The following is a 19110-nucleotide window of genomic DNA, read 5'->3' as shown; positions in this document are numbered from 1 at the left end:
GCCAAGTCCGTGCCGGGCAGCGTGCAGCTGTTCAGCCCGGCGCTGGAGTCCCGGTCGCTGCGGCGGGGGGGGGGGGCCGGGGCCCCGCCGGGCGGGGGGGGCGCCCCCCCGCCCTCGGGGGGGGGGGGCGCCCCGCCGCGGGGGGGGCCGGGCGGCGCGAAGCCGCCGGGCCACCCCTGTCAGGTTCGGGCCACGGTCCCCGTCGCCGGCGGCGAGGGGACCCCCGCTCAGTCCGGTACGGCCGACGGGGCGACCCGGTCGGTCGCGGGGACCGGCGCCGGCGCCTGAGCACCGTCGTCGCGGTGGCGTACCGCGGGCCGGCCCCGCGCCGGGCCGCCGCGCGCGCTGCCGAGCTGCCGGCCACCCCAGCGGCGCATGATCGGCCGCTCGACGCCGACGAAGAGCAGCCAGCCGGCGACCAGGTTCGCCACCAGGAAGGCGAGCAGGACGGCGATGGCGGTCGGCGTGCCGTACTGCTGGTTGTCCCCGAACAACGCACGCCCGTGGTAGAGCACGATGCCCTGGGCCATGTAGAAGCCGAACGAGACGTCGCCGAGCCACTGCATCGTCCGGCCGCCGAGCAGGGTCCGCCGCCCCTCCCGGTCGGCGTCGGCGGCGGCGCAGATCAGGATGCCGATCGGCACCATCGTGGCCAGGCTGAACGCGTACACCGTCGGCAGGAACGTCGACACGGCGTAGCCGGCGACGGCCACGGCCGCCGCGGGCAGGACGCCGACCTGCGGCCACCGCCCGGCCAGCACGATCCGGGCCAGCAGCATCCCGAACAGGAACTCGAAGATCCGGGCCGGCGGGAAGAAGTAACCGAACCAGAACTGCTTCATCGAGAGATCCGGAATGAACGGGCCCTTCGGCATGTCCGGCACGACGAACAACGTGACGAGCACGACGCCGATCCCGCCGAGAACGGCGGCGCCCGCCCACGCCCACAGCCGGTTGTCCGCGATCCGGCGAACCGGGTTGATCAGGAACGGGAACATCACGTAGAAGAGCAGTTCACAGGAGAGCGACCAGCTCGGTGGGTTGACGCTGATGGAGGTGGCCGGGTCGGGGGAGAAGGAGTGCAGCAGCAGCAGGTTCGGCAGCCACGCCGACATCGGGGTGAAGGTCGCCGCGAAGAGGATCATCGCGACGGCCCAGGTGACGAGGTGGGTCGGGTAGATCTTCACCAGCCGCCGGCGCAGGAAGGTGCCGGCGCGGTCGCCGGGCCGGGCGGCCCAGGTGAGGACGAAGCCACTGAGGATGAAGAAGAACGACACGCCCACGAAGCCGCCGCCGGCGAGCACCCGCGCGTAGCCCTGGCTCCAGTCCGGGTCGGCGAACGGGGTGACGGGCAGGTGCGGCGGCACGGGCGCCATGAACTGCGACGTGTGGTAGAGGAACACGAGCAGTGCCGCGACGAATCGGAGGCCCGTCAGCGACGGTAACTTGCTCCCGGTCCGCGGCGTGACCGCGGCGGGGTTTTCCGGACCGGATCTGGACATGCCACACCTTTCACTCCTTGTCGCCGACAATCGAGAGTGCGTGGGCAGCTCGATTTCACGACAATGACCGGGTCGAGACGCATTTCCGCACAGGAAGCAAATCGTCGGGCTCCCGGCCCGACGGTTTCTCCAATATGGTTCTCGTCGCCGCTCGGCCCCGCATCTTTGGAAATGCTGAATCCGGGCGCCACCGGTGACGGGTGGTGACGCCCGTGCTATGGCGACCGTTTCGCGGATGGCGGCGGGCCGGCACCCGCCGCACGTCCCCCGGCGGATCAGTCGTCGGCGGGCGTCCTCTCCCACCGCTGCGGGCGCGCCCGGCGGTCCCGGTCCGGTCCACCGGCGGGCGCCGCGGTGGCACCGTGGTCGTCCGCCGGCGCCGCGACCTCGTCGCCGGCGGGGTTCCCGGCCGCGCGAGCGCGCAACCGCAGCGCGAACAGGCCGCCGAGCAGCAGGACGCCCACCACCACGCCCAGCGCCGGTCGCACGGCCGGCAGGAAGGCGTCGGCGAAGGCCGCCTCGGCCAGGTCCCGGTACCTCTCCGCGAGCTCCGGCGGCGTCCCGGGCGGCACCACGAACCCGCCGGCCTGACCCGCGCCCAGCTTGGCGCCCTCCCCGGCGGCCCCGTCGAACCCCGCCAGGAAGTCCGCCCGCGCCTGCGGGGGCAGCTGCGCCGCCCCCGCCCGGGCGGCCTCGGGCAGGGTGTCGGCCAGCCGGTGCTGCAGGACGGCGCCGACGACCGCCGCGCCGAGCGCGCCGCCCACCTGGCGTGCCGTGTTGAGCACGCCCGCGGCCGCGCCGGCCAGCGGGGCGGGGACGTGGCGCATGGCCTCGGTCGTGGTCGGCGCGATGGACGCCCCCATGCCGACGCCGACGGCGATCAGCGGTACGACGAACGTCGCGGCCGTGGCGCGCGGCGTGACCAGCAGCGCCATGCCCAGCACGCCGAGCGCGTAGACGACGAGCCCGCCCGCGAGCAGGCGTCGGCCGCCGAGCCGGTCGGTGAGCCGCCCGGCGACCGGCGCGACGGCGCTGAGCACCACCGTCCAGGGCAGCGCGGCGAGGCCCGACTCCAGCGGGCTCATGCCGAGCAGCGCCTGCGTCTCGATCACGAAGACCAGCAGGAAGCCGTACAGCCCGAACGAGCTGACGAGCGTGATCAGGGTCGCCGGAGCGAAGTTGTCGAGGCGGAACAGGCCGGGCGGGACGAGCGGCTCCCGCTGCCGGCGCTCCCGCAGCGCGAACAGCACCCCGCACATAGCCGCGGCGACGAGGATCGCGGGGATGCCGACGGGCCCGCGTACCGTGCCCCAGTCGTGGCGTTCGCCCTCGATGAGGGCGTACATGAGGCCCACCAGCGCGGCGGTGGCCAGGAGCACGCCGACCACGTCGAGGTGGCGCGGCCGGCGGGTGCGCAGGTCGGGAACCAGCCACCAGGCCAGGGCGACACCCGCCGCGCTGAGCGGCACGTTGAGGTAGAAGATCCACTCCCAGCCGAGCCGGGTGATCACGAGGCCGCCGAGGGTGGGCCCGCTGACGGCGGCCACGCCCGCGACGGCCGTGAAGATCCCGAAGGCGGCGCCGCGCCGCGCGGCCGGGAAGATGCCGGCGATGAGGACCAGCGCCTGCGGCAGCAGCGCCGCGGCGCCCACGCCCTGCACCACCCGCGCGGCGATGAGCTGCCCCGGGGACTGGGCCGCCCCGCAGAGCACCGAGGCCACCGCGAACACCGCCATGCCGGCCATGAAGACGGTACGCGGGCCGAACAGGTCACCGAGGCGGCCGGCGACGATCAGCAGGGACGCCAGCGCCAGCAGGTAACCGTTCAGCACCCAGAGCATGCTGTCGATCCCGGTGTCCAGGGACCGCATCATGTCCGGCACGGCGGTGTTGACGATGCTCGTGTCGAGCAGGATGAGGAAGTTGCCGAGGCACAGCACCAGCAGGGCGGCCCACGGGTTGGCGGCTCTCGGTCGCGGCGGCGTCGTCACCGGCTCGACGCCCCGCTCCGGGTCACGGCTCGCCCGCACGCGACGTCCGGTCCTCGTACAGGCCCGCGCCGATGCGGCGGGCGGTGGCCAGGCTCGCCCAGGCCGTGACCGCGACCAGCGTGGCGTCGTCGGCCCCGCCGTCGCGGCAGGCGGCGACGTCGGCGTCGGTCACCCGGTACGGCGCGAGCGCGGTCAGCAACGCCAGCCGGGCGACGGGTCGCTCGGCCGGCGACAGCTCGGCGACGGCGGCGTCGAACCACCGGCCGCCGCCCGGCTCCGGCGGCGGCGGGTCGGCCAGGCAGGTCAGGACCCGCCGCCGGACGTGCTCCGGCAGGGCGGCCTCCCCGGCGCGGCGGACCGCCTGGCCGGCCCGGGCGAAGGCGGCGGCCACGTGCGGCTGGCCGACGGCCCAGGCCAGGTCGGCCTCCGGCGGCGCGGGCGGCAGCAGCTCCAGGGAGCGGCCGGGCGGGCGCCCGGCGCGGGCCAGCGCCCCCATGATGCGGGCGGCCGTCCGGCGGACCCCGGCGCGGATCCCGGCCGGCGCCGGCGGCAACGGGGAGTCCTGGAGGAAGACGCTCACCATCCGGTTGAGGTAGTGGAAGGTCACCGCCACGCCGATCAGCTCCGGCCCGTGCTCGGCGGGGAACGGCGGGGGCCGGCGGCGCGCGCTGCCGGCCCCGCTCTGCCGGGCCCACTCGGCCAGGGCCCGCAGCCGGGGGTCGCCGATGCCGCCGACCCCGGCGCTCAGCCACCCGCCCGCGTCGCCCAGCAGCCCGGCCGCCGTGGCGCCGTGCACCTCCACGCAGTACGGGCACCGGTTGCTCTCCGAGACGGCGGCGGCGACCACCTCCTTCGCCTCGCGGCCCACCAGGCCCTCGGCGAGCAGCGTCTCGCGCAGCATCGACCAGCAGGCCCGCAGCACGTCGGGGGCGGGGGAGTGCAGCAGCACCGGGGGCGCGAGGACGCCGAAGTCGTCGGCCATCTGCCGGTAGACCCGTTCCACGGGTCCGTCGGCGGCCTCCGGGGCGACCGGTGTCACGTGCCGGACGTGGGTCAGCATGGTGCGGCTCGTCACCCGAGCCAGTCGCCTGCCCATCGGTTTCCTTCCTGGTCGGGCGGACGCCGGGGCCGGGGGCGGGCGCGCCCCCGGCCCGCCGGGTTCCTAGCTGGGCACGACCTGGGGCACCGCGGTCACCGACCCGTCGGGCAGCGATCCGTGGTAGCTGACCGCCACGCCGCGCTCCTGCGCCGCGCGGACGATGCCGGGCACGGCCCGTTCGGCGAGCGCGGCGATGGTGAGGGCGGGGTTGACGGTGAGCGCGCCCGGCACCGCCGAGCCGTCGGTGACGAAGATGCCGGGGTGCTGCCGCAGCTCGTGCCGGTCGTCGAGGGCCGACGTCGCCGGGTCGTCGCCGATCCGGCAGGACGACAGCGGGTGCACCGTGTACGCCCCGACCACGTCGTTGGTCCACGGCATCACCCGGGCCAGCCCGTCGCGCTCCAGGATGTCCCGGGCGTCCGCGTCGGCGGCGGCCCAGCCCCGCCGCGTGTTGGCGGTGGGCCGGTAGCGCAGCGGGCCCCGGCCGAGCATCTGCTGGGAGATGCGGTCGGCGTTGCCGGTCGCCGGCGGCGGCCCGAAGACGCCCTCGTTGTCGTCCTCCGACATCGTGAACAGCGTCAGCCACGACTGCCAGCGGCGCAGCATCTCCTTCTTCTCCAGGCCGAACCAGCTCGGGCCCTGCGCGTCGGGGACCTGGGCGAGGATCGTGCCCAGCCCCAGCGGGAAGAACAGCTGCTCCAGCGAGTACCGCTCGTACTCGGGCAGGTCCGGGTCGAGCCGGTCCCAGGTCGCCACCGTCGGCCCCCGGCCGATCTGGTTGGCGTCGTAGCCCTTCCCGTTGGGCCGGCTGAGGCCGAGCACCTCCCGGACCCGGTCGTCGTCGAAGACGGCCGTGTTGAGCCGCTCCCCGTTGCCGGAGAAGTACCGGCCGACGGCGGGGGGCATCGTGCCCAGGGTGGGCTCCGAGCGTTGCAGGATCACCGGGGTGGCCCCGGCCCCGGCCGCCACGATGACGATCTTGGCGTCGATCGTCCCGCTGTCGTGCAGGATCCGGTAGTCCTCCGCGTCGACGATGCGGTAGTGCACCCGGTACCCGCCGTCCTCGGTGCGGGAGAGGTGCTGCACCTCGTGCAACGGCCGGATCTCGGCGCCGTGCGCCAGGGCCGCCGGCAGGTAGTTGAGCAGCAGGGAGCGCTTCGCGTCGAAGCGGCACCCGGCCATCATCCAGTTGCAGTTGGTGCACTTGTCGACGTCCACGGCGGAGGGCACGGGATTGGCCGTGCGCCCGGCGTGCGCGCAGGCCGCCGCGAAGAGGCCGCCGGCGTACGGCACCTTGTCCCAGCTCTGCATCGTCACCGGCAGCGACTCGCAGACCCGGTCGTACCAGGGGTCGAGCGTGGCGCGGGTGATGGCCGCCGGCCACATCCGCCGGCCGATGCTGCCCTGCCGCTCGAAGACGAACTGCGGCGCGCGCGGCATCGTGGCGAAGTAGACGACGCTGCCGCCGCCGACGCAGTTGCCGCCCAGCACGCTCATCCCGTCGCCGACGGTGAAGTCGAAGATCCGGGTGTACGACGAGCCGAGCTTGAAGTCGTGGTCGAACTCCTCGCTGGACAGCCACGGCCCACGCTCCAGGACCACCACGCGCGCCCCGCCCGCGGCCAGGTGGTAGGCCGGGATCGCGCCGCCGAAGCCGCTGCCGATCACCACGACGTCGGTGCTTGCGCTACTGGTCATGCCGGGCTCCCTGTGGGGGTGGTGTGCGGGTGCAGTCGCGACAGCGGGCGTCCGTACGAGTACTCGGGGAAGCGCCACAGCCCGTCGGCGTCGGGCTTGGTGATGCCGATCGCCAGCAGCCCCGGGTGCCCGGCGGCGAGGGCGTCGAGCGTGTTCATGTGCGCGGCGCTGTCGTAGGCCATGTTGCTGAACAGGGCGAGCCCCACCCACATCTCCTTCTCCGGGTTGTCCGGGGCGAGCAGGTGGCTCAGCAGCGCGGTGCGGTGGTCGAACGCGAGCGCGACGAAGGGCGGCACCGCCGCGTCGAGGGTCAGGCCGTTCGCCTCGGCGTACCCGGTGGCGTGCGCGTTGAGGGCCTCGGTGAGCGTGCCCAGCATCATCGACAACCCGCCGGCCGGGTCCTCCATCAGGGCCAGCGCCCCCGACTCGACGGCGCCGCCGTCGGTCGAGACGCCGGCGATCGCCCGGTCGTCGGCCGAGCGCTTCACCCCCGGGATGATGGTGTCGGCGAACGCTTCCAGCGTCAGGACGCGTACCTGCTGTTCCTCGGGTGTTTCCGGTTGCACGGCGGCTACCTCCTTCTGGGGCGGGCGCGTCGGTGACCCGCCAGACGTTTTTCGGGCAGCCTTGACCACCGCCCGGTAAGGCGACGGAAGCAAGGGATGAAATGGTGGTCGCCCGAAATGTTTCCGGGCGGTGGGGATGGTGCGCGAAGTCCTGCATCATCGTGGCTACGCAGGCAGATGGAACGCATCTTCTGTTTTGCTGAGGCCGACGTCTGCGGCGGACGGGCCGATTAGCGTGGAAATTGCGGCCGGGCCGCGCGCCGCACAATTTCCGCGACATCGCGCGGCCGCGCCGGCGGGCGCGGTGGACCGGGGTGGCGCGCGGCGCCGGTCGACGTGCCGGGGCGCGCCTGGACGTCCCCGGGCGGCGGGCATGGCGGCCGCGGGGCGGACCGGCCCGGACGGGCAGTCCGGCGGGCCGGGGCGCCCCGGCGGCGGCGGTGGGTCAGGCCGGTTCCGCGGCCCGGTGCGGCGCGGCGGTCGCCGGGAGCGCGGCGCGGCCGGCCTGCCGGCGGCTCAGCCGCCCGGTCCGGTGCAGCCAGCGCACGGTGTCGGCCATCGTCTCGTCCAGCGACCGGCTGACCGGCCCGAGCAGCTCCTCGGCGGGCGTGCCGTCCATCGGGCGGGCGGTGGCGCAGAGGTAGATCGCGCCGTGCTCGGCGGGCAGGTGCACGGGCGACAGCCGCTGCGCCGCGCTGACCAGGTGGCCCATCGGCAGCAGGGCCCGGGCCGGCAGGTGGAGGGTGGGCAGGGCCCGCCCGGTGACCCGGCGCAGCGCGTCGACGAACTCGCGGGTCGTGACGTACCGCCCGGGGGCCGGGAAGCGGCGGGGGCCGCGCCCCGGTTCGAGCACCGCCGCGTGCAGCCGGGCCACGTCCCGCACATCGCCGACGGGGAAGCCGCCGCTCGGCCACAGCGGCATCAACCCGCGCAGCACGTTGCGTACCCGGGTCGTCTGGTCGCCCAGGTGCGGGTCGTCGGGGCCGAGCGAGGCGAGCGGGTACGTGATGACCACCGGCGCCCCGTCGTCCTGGTGCCGGCGCGCTACGTGCTCGGCGGCGGCCTTGCTGGCCAGGTACGCCTCCCGGGGCGCGCCGACCGGCGAGTCGACGGTCAGCGGGGACCGGGCGGCCGGCAGCAGCACGCCGAAGGTGGAGACGTGGACGATCGGGTCGAGGCCCGCCGTCCGCGCCGCCTGGAGCACCACCTCGGTGCCGCGGAGGTTGACCGCCCGCATCCGTGCCCGGTCCCGGGAGTCGAAGCTGTACACGCCGGCGGCGTGCAGCGCGGCGGCGCAGCCGTCGGCGGCCCGGGCCACGTCGGCGGGGTCCGTCACGTCGCCGGTGACCAGCTCGACGCGCCCGACGTCGGCGCCCAGCGCGGTCAGCACCCGTCGGGCGCGCGCCGGGTCACGCACGAGCATCCGGACCCGGTGGCCGGCGTCGAGGACGGCCGCCGTCGAGTGGGAGCCGATGAATCCGGTGCCACCGGTTACCAGGACCAGCATCGCGACTCCCGTGGGTGGGGGACTGGGTCGTCGCCCATCATCGGCGCGCGCCGCCGGGGGCCCCTTCTCCCAGGGTGCTCAACAGGTGTCGATCGCGTTGCCTGCGCCCCCGGTTTCCCAATACTGGCATTGCCGCAGTCGTGGGAGCCGTCGTCGTGACCGCCCGGCGGGGCGGCGCAGAGCAGGAGGCAGATCATGATCGCTCGTCGGGTGGCCTCGTCGGTGGTGCAGCGCCAGGTCAACTACGTCACGCCGGTGCCGCAGGGGGCCGCACGGGGCCTGGTGGACACCGTCTACACCCAGGTCGCGCAGGAGATGCGACTGGTGGTGCCGCCGGCGCAGCTGCACTCCCCGTCGCCGGAGGTGCTGGCCGCGTACTGGATGGTCATGCGGGAACCGCTGCTGCCGACGGAGAACGTGGACCGGGCGACCAAGGAGGCGGTGGCCGCCGCCGTGTCGGTCGCGAACATCTGCCCGTACTGCGTGGACATGCACAGCGTCGGGCTCTACGAACTCTCCACGGAGCACGACGCGGAGGCGATCGTGGCCGACCGGCTCTCCGAGATGGTCGACGGGCGCCTTCGCGCGGCGGCGGAGTGGGGCCGTACGGCACACCAGCCGCAGACCTCCCGGCCGGTCCTGCCGTTTCCCGAGCGGGACCGCCCGGAGCTGGTCGGCGTGGTGGTGGCCTTCCACTACATCGCCCGCGTGGTCAACGTGTTCCTCTCCAACTTCCTGCTCCCGCCGGGGCTGACGCCGCGGGCGCGGCGGCGCCTGAAGCGCGGCATCGGCTGGGTGTTGCAGGGGACGCTGCGCGACGCCCGGGAGCCGGGCCGCTCGGTGGAGCTGCTGCCGCCGGCGCCGCTGCCGGCGGAGGCCGCCTGGGCGGCGGGCAGCCCGCACGTGGCCGGCGCGATGGCCCGCGCCTACGCGGCGTTCGGGGCGGCCGGCGAGCGGGCGGTCCCGCCGGCGGTACGGGAGCTGGTCGCGGAGCGCCTCGACGCGTGGCGGGGGGAGGAGACCGGCCTGAGTCGACAGTGGTGCGAGCGGCTGATCGCGCCGCTGCCCGAGGCGGAGCGGGCCGCCGGCCGCCTGGCCCTGCTGACCGCGTTCGCCTCGTACCAGGTCGACGAGGAGGTGGTCGCGGAGTTCCGCCGCCACCGGCCGGGCGACGCGGCCCTGGTCGACGCGGTCGCCTGGGCCAGCTTCGCGGCGGCCCGCCGGGTCGGCACGTGGTACGCCCCCGCCGGCTCGCCCGAGCCGGTCTGACGGGTTCCCGACCCGAACTGCGCAACATTGGAGACGTGTCGGCGTGTCCGAGCCGACACGCTGGGTGAGGGCGCGGTGTTCTCGCGCCCGTGACCCTTCCAAGGAGGCAACGTGACCAGCTACCAGGCGACCCTGCCCGGAGCGTCCGGGCGTTGGGCGGCACTCAACGGCGCGCACCACCGGGCGGCCCTGAACGGCTTTCTCGTGATCGTGCTGGCGCACTGGGCCGAGCACCTGGTGCAGGCGTACCAGATCTGGGGCCTGGGCTGGTCGCGGCCGGAGGCGCGCGGGGTGCTCGGCATGCCGTTCCCGTGGCTCGTCAGCTCCGAGTGGCTGCACTACGGGTACGCCATCGTGATGCTCGTCGGGCTGTGGATGCTGCGCCCCGGCTTCGTCGGGCGCAGCCGGAGCTGGTGGACCGCCGCCCTGGCGATCCAGTTCTGGCACCACATCGAGCACCTGCTGCTGCTGTTGCAGGCCCAGACCGGCCGGCACCTGTTCGACAGCCCCGTGCCCACCAGCCTGCTCCAGGTCGTGATCCCCCGGGTCGAGCTGCACCTGTTCTACAACACGGTCGTCTTCGTGCCGATGGTGATCGCGATGTACCTGCACCTGCGGCCCTCGGCGGCCGAGGCGAAGCTGATGTCGTGCAGCTGCCGGCATCCCGAGGCCGCCGTGCAGCCGTCGTGACCACCGTGGACGACGCCCGCCCGCCCGCGCCGCCCACGTCCGCCGGAGCGGTGCAGCGGGCGGCCATCGTCGTCGCGGTCGGCGTCGTGCTGTCGATCGTGGCGCTGCTGGCCTTCGGCACTCCGGCCGAGAGCCGGAGGTTCATGCTCAACCCGGGCGACGGTTCGGTCGTCGGGGCCGCGCCCCCCGAGGTGACGCTCACGCTCGGCGGCGCCGAGTCGGCCGGAAACCCGCACCTGGCCGTCACCGGACCCACCGGGGCGGTCGTCTCGACCGGGAGACCGGCCGTCCGCGACGGCCGCCTGGTCGTGGCGGTGCGCGACGCCGGGCCGGGCGCCTACCGCGTCGCCTACCGCGCCCTGTTGCCCGACGGTCGACAGGTCGCCGGCCTGGCCGGCTTCACCGTGACCCCCGGCGCCGTCCCGGCCGGGCCCGTCGCCGCGCCGATCGGGGACGCGGCCGCGAACGCCGGCCACGACCACGCCCGGATCGACGGCATCAACGGCACGCTCCTGCTGCTCGACCTGGGTCTCGTCGCGGTGGCCCTGCTGCTGATGTTCCTCCGCCCGCAGCGCGGGAGGAGACCCGTCGCAGGTTTGTGATCCGCCCGCCGCGCGCCCCCTCCGGGCCGCGGCGCGGCGGCGGATGAGCGCACAGCAGAAGAGGCGGCCCCGGCCGGCACGAGGTGACGATGAAGTCACCCGCCGGCCGGGGCCGGCGTCGTCGTACCGACAGGGGGATCTACCATGCCGACGGTACTGGGCTCCATGCGTCGCCTGCTGATGGCACCGAAGCTCGCGGAGGTGACCTTCGCGCGTCGCGGCTTCCCCGGCCCCGCCACGGACGTCACCCGTCGGTTGGAGGCGGTTCCGCAGTCGGTGGTCTGCGGGTTCGAGTGGGGCATCGACACCCGCGACCCGTGGGAGCTGGAGCGCCGGCTCGCGCTCGTCGACCGGGAACTGCTGGGCTTCGCCTACGAGGGCGCCACGATGGCCTGCACCATCCTGGACGTGATGGGGCCCCGGCGCGGCACCCGCACCCGCGACCTGCTGCGGGGCCCCGGCGCGCCGCACCTCTTCCTCGCCTACATCGGCATCGGGTTCGCGATGGCCCGCCTGCCGCGGCGCCTGTGGCGGCACGTGGTCCCGGACCTCACGGGCTCGCCGTACCACCCGACGATGACCTGGCTGGCCGTGGACGGCTACGGGTTCGACCGTGCCTACTTCGACCTCGACCGGTGGGTGACCCGGCAGGAGCGGCTGGCGGCCTACCCGTGGCAGGGGCACGGGGACTACTTCCTCCGGGCCACGGACCAGGGCCTCGGGCGGGCGCTGTGGTTCATCCACGGCGCCCGCACCGCCGACGTGGCCGGGGCCGTCCGGGCCTTCGCCGCAGACCGGCACGGCGACCTCTGGAGCGGGGTGGGGCTCGCCGCGACCTTCGCCGGGGGCGCCGACGCCGAGGCGCTCGTCGCGCTGCGCGCCGACGCCGGTCCATGCGCGCCGGACCTGGCCCAGGGCGCGGTCTTCGCCGCCAAGGCCCGCAGCCACGCCGGATACGTGCCGGCGCACAGCGAGGCGGCGATGCACGCGCTCGGCGAACGGTCCGTGGCCGCCGCCGCGACCCTCGCCGACGACGTGGCGGTCCGCGCCGAGACGGCCGGAGGGCTGCCCGCGTACGAGATCTGGCGGCGCAACGTCCGCGCCCACTTCGAGCCGGCCGACGTCGGTCACGCTCGCTGAGAACACCCGCGTCACCCTCCGGACGGCTGCCGTGCCGCCGCCCGGTCGACGCCGCACGTGAATGTTCCGGATAGTTGCGACGAATGCGCAAGGTTGAAGAAATCAAATCTTCCCCCTCTTGCCATCATCGAATTGGATGTCCATCCCCGGTAAACGGTAACACCGACCCTTTGGGGGAACGTGCGATGCAGAGCCTGCGTGATCTGCGGCGCAGAATCCTGACGCCAAATATCTCCGAGACGAAAATGGACGTGCGCGGCTTCCACGTGAAGAACGAGGAATCGAAGGCGCTGCTCGAAACCGTCGGCGCCTCGTTCCTCGCCGGTTACGGATACGCCGCCGAGGCGCCGACGACCGCGGCGGCCGAAGCCCGGCTGGAGACGGTGCCGACGCGCTTTCGTGGCTTCGCGTACGAGGGCGCCGGGATGGGTTTCGCCGTCCGGGACGCGCTGCGGCCGGGACGCCCCCGGCACGTGGCGAGCCTGCTCGCCGGCCGGGGCGACGCGCACGTCTACATGGTGTACGTCGGCGTGGGCTGGGCGATGGCCCGGGTGCCCCGGATCCGCTGGGGCCAGCTGTACGCCCCGGACCCGCTGCTGCGCTGGCTGGTGCTCGACGGCTACGGCTTCCACCAGGCGTACTTCCACACCGACCGCTACGTCCACGGGCAGTACCGCCAGCCCCGGTTCCCGTGGCCGGCCGACGGCCCGCACGAGTACGCCGACCGGGTCATCGACCAGGGCATCGGCCGGGCGACCTGGTTCGTCGGCGGGACCGACGTGGACCGCGTCACGGAGATCTTCCGCGCGTTCCCCGCGCACCGCAGAGCCGACCTGTACGCCGGGGCCGGCCTCGCCGCCACCTACGCCGGCGGAGCCGTCGAGGCGGACCTGCAACGGTTCCGCGACCGCGCCGGCGACTACCGCGCGAACCTCGCCCAGGGCAGTGCCTTCGCGGCCGGGGCGCGCGTCCGCGCCGGCCTGGTCGCCCCGCACAACGAGGTCGCCACGCAGGTGTTCTGCGGCATGTCCACCGCCGAGGCGGCGAAGGTGACCGACGTGACGCTGCCCCACGGCGGGGACGGCGCCACGCCCGCCTTCGAGCGGTGGCGCCAGGCCATCGCCGCGGAGTTCGAGGGGCGGTGCTGATCGTGGCGCCCCACCCACCGGCCGGTCCCGCGCCCCGGCGGTCCACCACCGCACGTAACGAAGGAGAGACCTCGTGACCAGGATCGCTGTCGTGGGGATGGCGTGCCGCTACCCGGATGCCACGTCGCCCCGTGAACTGTGGGAGAACGCCCTCGCCGGGCGGCGGGCCTTCCGCCGGCTGCCCGAGGTGCGCATGAGCCTGGACGACTACTGGGATCCGGATCCGGCCACCCCCGACCGCTTCTACGCCCGCAACGCGGCGGTCATCGAGGGCTACGAGTTCGACCGGATCGCCTACAAGGTCGCCGGCAGCACCTACCGCTCCACCGACCTCACCCACTGGCTCGCCCTCGACATGGCGGCCATGGCGCTGGCCGACGCCGGGTTCCCGATGGGGGAGGGCCTGCCCCGGGAGCGGACCGGCGTCGTCGTCGGCAACACGCTGACCGGCGAGTTCTCCCGGGCCAACCAGCTGCGGCTGCGCTGGCCGTACGTGCGCCGCATGGTCGCCGCCGCGCTCAAGGAGCAGGACTGGGACGACGACCAGCTCACCACGTTCCTCGACGACTTCGAGGCGACGTTCAAGGGCCCGTTCCCGGAGGTCGACGAGGACACGCTCGCGGGTGGCCTGTCGAACACCATCGCCGGCCGCATCTGCAACCACTTCGACTTCAAGGGCGGCGGCTACACCGTCGACGGCGCCTGCTCCTCGTCCCTGCTCTCCGTCGCCACCGCGTGCAAGACCCTCTCCGACGGCGAGGTCGACGTGGCGGTCGCCGGCGGGGTGGACCTGTCCATCGACCCCTTCGAGATCATCGGCTTCGCGAAGACCGGCGCGCTGGCGCGCGGCGAGATGCGGGTCTACGACCGGGGCTCGAACGGGTTCTGGCCGGGCGAGGGCTGCGGCATGGTGGTCCTGATGCGCGAGGACGAGGCCCGCCGGGCCGGGCACCGCATCTACGCCACCGTCGCGGGCTGGGGCATCTCCTCCGACGGCAAGGGCGGCATCACCCGGCCCGAGGTCGCCGGCTACCAGCTCGCCCTGCGCCGGGCGTACGACCGGGCCGGGTTCGGCATCGAGACCGTCGGGCTCTTCGAGGGCCACGGCACCGGCACGGCGGTGGGCGACGCCACGGAGCTCCAGGCGCTGTCGCTGGCCCGGCGCACCGCCGACGAGAACTCCGCGCCGGCCGCGATCAGCTCGATCAAGGGCATGATCGGTCACACCAAGGCGGCGGCCGGCGTCGCCGGCCTGATCAAGGCCGCGATGGCGGTCCACCACGAGGTCCTGCCGCCCACCATCGGCTGCGTCGACCCGCACGAGATCCTCACCGCCGAGCAGTCCGCGCTGCGGGCCCTGCGCAAGGCCGAGGCGTGGCCCCGCGACGTGCCGGTGCGCGCCGGCGTGACGGCGATGGGCTTCGGCGGCATCAACACCCACATCGTGCTGGAGAACGCGCAGCCGCGTCGCTCCGCCCGGCTGGACAGCCGCTTCCGCAACCTCGCCGCGTCGGTCCAGGACGTGGAGCTCCTCCTCGTCGACGGCGGCAGCCCGCAGGAGCTGCGCGAGCGGCTGCAGCGGCTCGTCGAGTTCGCGCCCACGGTGTCGTACGCCCAGCTGGGCGACCTCGCCGCCACCCTGCACCGGGAGCTGCGCGACCTGCCGTACCGGGCGGGCGTGGTGGTCTCCTCGCCGGAGGACGCCGAGCGGCAGCTGCGCCGGGTCTGCGACGCCCTCGACGCCGGCGAGTCGCGCCTGTTCTCCGCCGACGGCCGCTGCTTCCTGGGCCACGTGAGCGGTCCGGGCCGCATCGGCTTCCTCTTCCCGGGGCAGGGCTCCGGCCGGGGCACCTCGGGCGGCGCGCTGCGCCGGCGCTTCGCCGACGTGGAGGAGGTCTACCAGCGGGCGGCGCTGCCGAGCCGCGGCGACATGGTCGCCACCGCGGTGGCCCAGCCGCGGATCGTCACCGGCGCGCTGGCCGGCCTGCGGGCGCTGTCGCTGCTCAACCTCGACGCGACGGTCGCCGTCGGGCACAGCCTCGGCGAGATCGCCGCCCTGCACTGGGCCGGCGTGCTCGACGAGGAGGCCCTGCTCCGGGTCGCCGGCGTGCGCGGCCGGACGATGGGGGAGCACAGCGCCTCCGGCACGATGGCCAACATCGGCGCCCCGCCGGAGCGGGTGGCCGGGCTGATCGCCGGCCTGTCCGTGGTGATCGCCGCGTACAACGGGCCGGAGCAGACCGTGATCGCCGGCTCGGAGGCCGCGGTGGAGGACGCCTGCGAGCGGGCCCGCGCGGCCGACCTGCGGGCCACCCGGCTGTCGGTGTCCCACGCGTTCCACTCCCCGCTGGTCGAGCCGGCCGCGGACGCCTTCCTCGAGGCGCTGGCGGGGGAGCGGTTCGATCCCGTCAGCCGGCGGATCGTCTCCACCGTCACCGGCGAGCCGCTCGCCCGGGACACCGACGTCTCCGCCCTCCTGCGCCGCCAGATCACCGACCCGGTGCTGTTCAGCCAGGCCGTCGCCCTCGCCGCCAAGGAGGTCGACCTCTTCGTCGAGGTCGGTCCGGGGCAGGTGCTCTCCGGCCTCGCGGCGGCCAGCACCGACCTGCCGGCGGTGGCGCTCAACACCGACGACGAGTCGCTGGCGGGCCTGCTGCGCGTCGCGGCGGCCGCGTACGTCGTCGGCGCCGGCAGTGTGGAGGGCGCCCTCTTCCACGACCGGCTGGTCCGGCCGCTCGAGGTGGGCCAGGACTTCCGTTTCTTCGCCAGCCCCTGCGAGTCCGCGCCGGTGGTGAGCCTGCCCAAGGGCGCCGGCGTGCGGACGGCGGAGCCGTCGACGGCGAACGGGCGGCCGGCGGAGCCGGAGCGGCCGGCCGGCGAGTCGAGCCTGCAACTGCTCCGCCGGCTGGCCGCCGAGCGGGCCGAGCTGCCGCTGGAGATGGTGCACGACGGCAGCCAGCTCCTCGACGACCTCCACCTCAGCTCGATCACCGTCGGCCAGCTGGTCAACCAGGCGGCGCAGCAGCTCGGCGTGCCGGCCGCGCAGACCCCGACCAACTTCGCGACGGCCACCGTCGGGCAGCTCGCCGAGGCCCTGGAGCAGCTCGCCCGGACCGGTCGGGACGCCGACGCGTCCGGCCCGGTCCTCGTGCAGGGCGTCGCCGACTGGTGCCGGGCCTGGTCGGTCGACCTCGACGACGCGCCGGCCCCGGCCGCCGCCCGGACCGAGGCCGACGGCCCCTGGCAGCTGTTCGCCCCCGCCGGCCACCCGCTCGCCGAGCCGCTCCGCGCGGCCCTGCAGACCGCCGGCGTCGGCGCGGGGGTGCTGGTGTGCCTGCCGGAGCGGTGCGCGGAGGCCGATCTCGAACTGGCCCTGCGCGGCGCGCAGGCGGCGATCGCCGCCGCCCCCGGCACCCGCTTCGTCCTCGTCCAGCAGGGCCCGGGCGCGGCGGGGCTGGCCAAGACGCTGCGCCTGGAGGCGCCGCACCTGCGGACCACGATCGTGCACACCCCGCCGGTGCCGGAGGCCGTCTCCCGGGTGACGGCGGAGGTCGCCGCCACCGACGGGTTCGCCGAGGTCCACCACGACGCCGCCGGGCAGCGGCGGGTGCCCGTCCTGCGCGGGCTGCCGGTGCGGCCGGCCGAGACGCGTCAACCGCTGGGCGCCGAGGACCTGCTGCTGGTCACCGGAGGTGGCAAGGGCATCACTGCGGAGTGCGCCCTGGCGATGGCTGTGGACAGCGGCGCCAGCCTCGCCGTGCTCGGCCGCTCGGACCCCGCCCGGGACGACGAGCTGGCCGCGAACCTCAAGCGGATGGCGGACGCCGGCGTGCGGGTGCGCTACGCCCGGGCCGACGTGGCCGACCCGGAGCAGGTGCGGCAGGCCGTCGACGGGCTCGTCGCCGAGCTGGGACCGGTCACGGCGGTGCTGCACGGCGCGGGTCGCAACGAGCCGGCGGGGCTGACCGGCCTCACCATGGACGCGTTCCGCCGCACGTTCGCGCCGAAGGTCGACGGCCTGCGCGCCGTGCTCGACGCGGTCGACGCCGACCGGCTGCGCCTGCTGGTGACGTTCGGCAGCATCATCGGCCGGGCCGGCCTGCGCGGCGAGGCGCACTACGCCACGGCGAACGACTGGCTGGCCGAGTCGACCGTCGACTTCGGCCGACGCCACCCGAACTGCCGCAGCCTCTGCCTGGAGTGGTCGGTCTGGTCCGGCGTCGGCATGGGCGAACGGCTCTCGGTGGTCGAGGCGCTGACCCGCGACGGCATCACCCCGGTCACCCCCGACCAGGGGGTGCAGATGCTCCGGCGCCTGCTCGCCGACCCGCACGCGCCGTCGGTGGTGGTCGTCAGCGGGCGGACCGAGGGCATCGACACGGTCCGGGCGGACCTTCCGGAGCTGCCGCTGCTGCGGTTCGTGGACCGCCCGCTCGTGCGTTACCACGGCGTCGAACTGGTCACCGAGGCCGAGCTCAAGCCGGTCACCGACCTCTACCTGGACCACCACCGGCTGGACGGCAACCTGCTGTTCCCGGCGGTGTTCGGGATGGAGGCGATGGCCCAGGTCGCCGCCGCGGTGACCGGCCGGTCCGACACGCCGGTGGTGGAGCGGGCCGAGTTCCTGCGGCCCATCGTGGTGCCGCCGGAGGGCAGCACCACCATCCGGATCGCCACCCTCGTGGTCGACGACGACGTCGTGGACGCGGTCATCTACAGCGCGGAGACGGAGTTCAGCGCCGCGCACTTCCGGGCGCGGCTGCACTTCACCGGGACGCGACCGCCAGCGGGCCCGCCCGAGCAGGTGCCCGCCGGGCTGCCGGCGGTGCCGCTGGACCCCGGCACCGACCTGTACGGCGACATCCTGTTCCAGGGTGGACGGTTCCAGCGGCTGCGCCGCTACCACCGGTCGGCCGCCCGGCACGTCGACGCCGACGTCGTCACGGCGCCGCAGACGCGGTGGTTCGCCGACTACCTGCCGGACACGCTGCTCCTCGGCGACCCCGGCGTGCGGGACGCCCTCATGCACGGCAACCAGGTCTGCGTCCCCGACGCGACGCTGCTGCCGGCCGGGATCGAGCGGCTCCACCCGGCTGGCCCCCGCCTGACCGGGGCGGAGGAGCTGCGCTACTGCGCCGAGGAGCGCAGCCGCGACGGCGACACCTACGTCTACGACATCGCGCTGCGCTCCGCCGACGGTGCGGTCGTGGAACGGTGGGAGGGCCTGCGGTTGCGGGCGGTGCGCAAGAAGGACGGCCGCGGTCCGTGGGTGGCCCCGCTGCTCGGGTCGTACCTGGAGCGGGCCGTCGGCGACCTGGTCGGCGGCGACGTGGCCGTCGCGGTGGAGCCGACCCCGGCGGACGAGGCCGGGCGCGGCGAGCCGGCCGGGCAGGGCACGCCGGACGGGATCCGTCGGCGGCGGGCCCGGACCGCGGTGGCCGCCGGCCGGGCCGCGGGCGGGCCGGTCGAGGTCGCGTACCGGCCGGACGGCCGCCCCGAGCTGGCCGACGGGCGGTCCCTCTCCGCCGCGCACGCCGAGGACCTGACGCTGTGCGTGGTGGGGACCGGGCCGCTGGCCTGCGACGTGGAGGCGGTACGCGCCAGGGAGGAGTCGGTCTGGCAGGGGCTCCTCGGCGCGCACGTCGACCTCGCCCGGCTCTGCGCCGCCGACGGCGGGGAGTCCCTGGACGCGGCGGCCACCCGGGCCTGGGCGGCGATCGAGTGCCTGCGCAAGGCGGGGCTGTCACACCGGGCGCCGCTGGCCGCGGTGCCCTCGGACCGGGCCGGCTGGCTGGTCTTCGCCTCCGGCGACCTGCGGATCGCCACGCTCGTCACGACCGTGCGGGACCTGCCCCAGCCGATGGCGTTCGCGATCCTCACGGAAGGACGGGTCTAGGC

The 19110-nt window shown here is 75.0% G+C and carries 12 protein-coding genes; 6 read left to right on the top strand and 6 right to left on the bottom strand.

Going from position 1 to position 19110, the window contains the following annotated elements:
- Window positions 1-227: 227 nt before the first annotated feature.
- From AB0G08_RS25360 to AB0G08_RS25335, 6 genes are all read right to left on the bottom strand, one after another.
- Window positions 228-1502 carry an acyltransferase gene (locus AB0G08_RS25360; RefSeq protein WP_358092094.1) on the bottom strand — a complete coding sequence of 425 codons (1275 nt, stop codon included), beginning with the start codon at window positions 1500-1502 and terminating at the stop codon, window positions 228-230.
- Window positions 1503-1777: 275 nt separating this feature from the next.
- Entirely contained in the window at window positions 1778-3532 is a 1755-nt protein-coding gene (locus AB0G08_RS25355) for a DHA2 family efflux MFS transporter permease subunit (protein WP_358092092.1), read from the bottom strand.
- The gene (locus AB0G08_RS25350) at window positions 3516-4553 is read right to left on the bottom strand and encodes a hypothetical protein (protein WP_358092100.1); all 1038 of its coding nucleotides are present in this window, start codon (window positions 4551-4553) and stop codon (window positions 3516-3518) included. The genes AB0G08_RS25355 and AB0G08_RS25350 overlap by 17 nt, the downstream gene beginning before the upstream one ends.
- A 102-nt stretch (window positions 4554-4655) precedes the next feature.
- Entirely contained in the window at window positions 4656-6290 is a 1635-nt protein-coding gene (locus tag AB0G08_RS25345) for a GMC family oxidoreductase (protein WP_358092090.1), read from the bottom strand.
- Entirely contained in the window at window positions 6287-6856 is a 570-nt protein-coding gene (locus AB0G08_RS25340; RefSeq protein WP_358092088.1) for a DUF5987 family protein, read from the bottom strand. The genes AB0G08_RS25345 and AB0G08_RS25340 overlap by 4 nt, the downstream gene beginning before the upstream one ends.
- Window positions 6857-7301: 445 nt before the next feature.
- The gene (locus tag AB0G08_RS25335; RefSeq protein WP_358092086.1) at window positions 7302-8363 is read right to left on the bottom strand and encodes an SDR family NAD(P)-dependent oxidoreductase; all 1062 of its coding nucleotides are present in this window, start codon (window positions 8361-8363) and stop codon (window positions 7302-7304) included.
- Between the two features lie 195 nt (window positions 8364-8558).
- On the opposite strand from AB0G08_RS25335, the gene AB0G08_RS25330 reads away from it, so the two are divergent.
- From AB0G08_RS25330 to AB0G08_RS25305, 6 genes are all read left to right on the top strand, one after another.
- Window positions 8559-9632 carry a carboxymuconolactone decarboxylase family protein gene (locus AB0G08_RS25330; RefSeq protein ID WP_358092084.1) on the top strand — a complete coding sequence of 358 codons (1074 nt, stop codon included), beginning with the start codon at window positions 8559-8561 and terminating at the stop codon, window positions 9630-9632.
- Between the two features lie 111 nt (window positions 9633-9743).
- Window positions 9744-10322 carry a hypothetical protein gene (locus tag AB0G08_RS25325; RefSeq protein WP_358092082.1) on the top strand — a complete coding sequence of 193 codons (579 nt, stop codon included), beginning with the start codon at window positions 9744-9746 and terminating at the stop codon, window positions 10320-10322.
- Window positions 10319-10924, top strand: a complete 606-nt coding sequence (locus tag AB0G08_RS25320; RefSeq protein ID WP_358092080.1) for a copper resistance CopC family protein — start codon at window positions 10319-10321, stop codon at window positions 10922-10924. Before AB0G08_RS25325 ends, AB0G08_RS25320 begins: the two co-directional genes overlap by 4 nt.
- A gap of 144 nt (window positions 10925-11068) precedes the next feature.
- Complete coding sequence (locus AB0G08_RS25315; protein ID WP_358092078.1) at window positions 11069-12064, top strand: DUF1702 family protein; 996 nt, start codon at window positions 11069-11071, stop codon at window positions 12062-12064.
- Window positions 12065-12249: 185 nt separating this feature from the next.
- Window positions 12250-13212: a DUF1702 family protein gene (locus AB0G08_RS25310; RefSeq protein WP_358092076.1), complete on the top strand. Its 963-nt coding sequence runs from the start codon at window positions 12250-12252 to the stop codon at window positions 13210-13212.
- Between the two features lie 73 nt (window positions 13213-13285).
- Window positions 13286-19108, top strand: coding sequence for a type I polyketide synthase (locus AB0G08_RS25305; RefSeq protein WP_358092074.1), 5823 nt, complete (start codon window positions 13286-13288; stop codon window positions 19106-19108).
- Window positions 19109-19110 lie beyond the last annotated feature (2 nt).

The sequence above is a fragment of the Micromonospora sp. NPDC023644 genome (assembly GCF_040640115.1).
Lineage (GTDB): Bacteria > Actinomycetota > Actinomycetes > Mycobacteriales > Micromonosporaceae > Micromonospora.
The sequence above is the reverse complement of the archived record's forward strand: the minus strand, read 5'-3'. Positions and strand labels throughout refer to the sequence as shown.

Excerpts from the sequence above, each read along its gene's own strand:
- AB0G08_RS25360 (WP_358092094.1), bottom strand. The coding sequence starts at position 1,502 with ATGTCCAGATCCGGTCCGGAAAACCCCGCCGCGGTCACGCCGCGGACC.
- AB0G08_RS25350 (WP_358092100.1), bottom strand. The coding sequence starts at position 4,553 with ATGCTGACCCACGTCCGGCACGTGACACCGGTCGCCCCGGAGGCCGCC.
- AB0G08_RS25345 (WP_358092090.1), bottom strand. The coding sequence starts at position 6,290 with ATGACCAGTAGCGCAAGCACCGACGTCGTGGTGATCGGCAGCGGCTTC.
- AB0G08_RS25335 (WP_358092086.1), bottom strand. The coding sequence starts at position 8,363 with ATGCTGGTCCTGGTAACCGGTGGCACCGGATTCATCGGCTCCCACTCG.
- AB0G08_RS25330 (WP_358092084.1), top strand. The coding sequence starts at position 8,559 with ATGATCGCTCGTCGGGTGGCCTCGTCGGTGGTGCAGCGCCAGGTCAAC.
- AB0G08_RS25315 (WP_358092078.1), top strand. The coding sequence starts at position 11,069 with ATGCCGACGGTACTGGGCTCCATGCGTCGCCTGCTGATGGCACCGAAG.
- AB0G08_RS25310 (WP_358092076.1), top strand. The coding sequence starts at position 12,250 with ATGCAGAGCCTGCGTGATCTGCGGCGCAGAATCCTGACGCCAAATATC.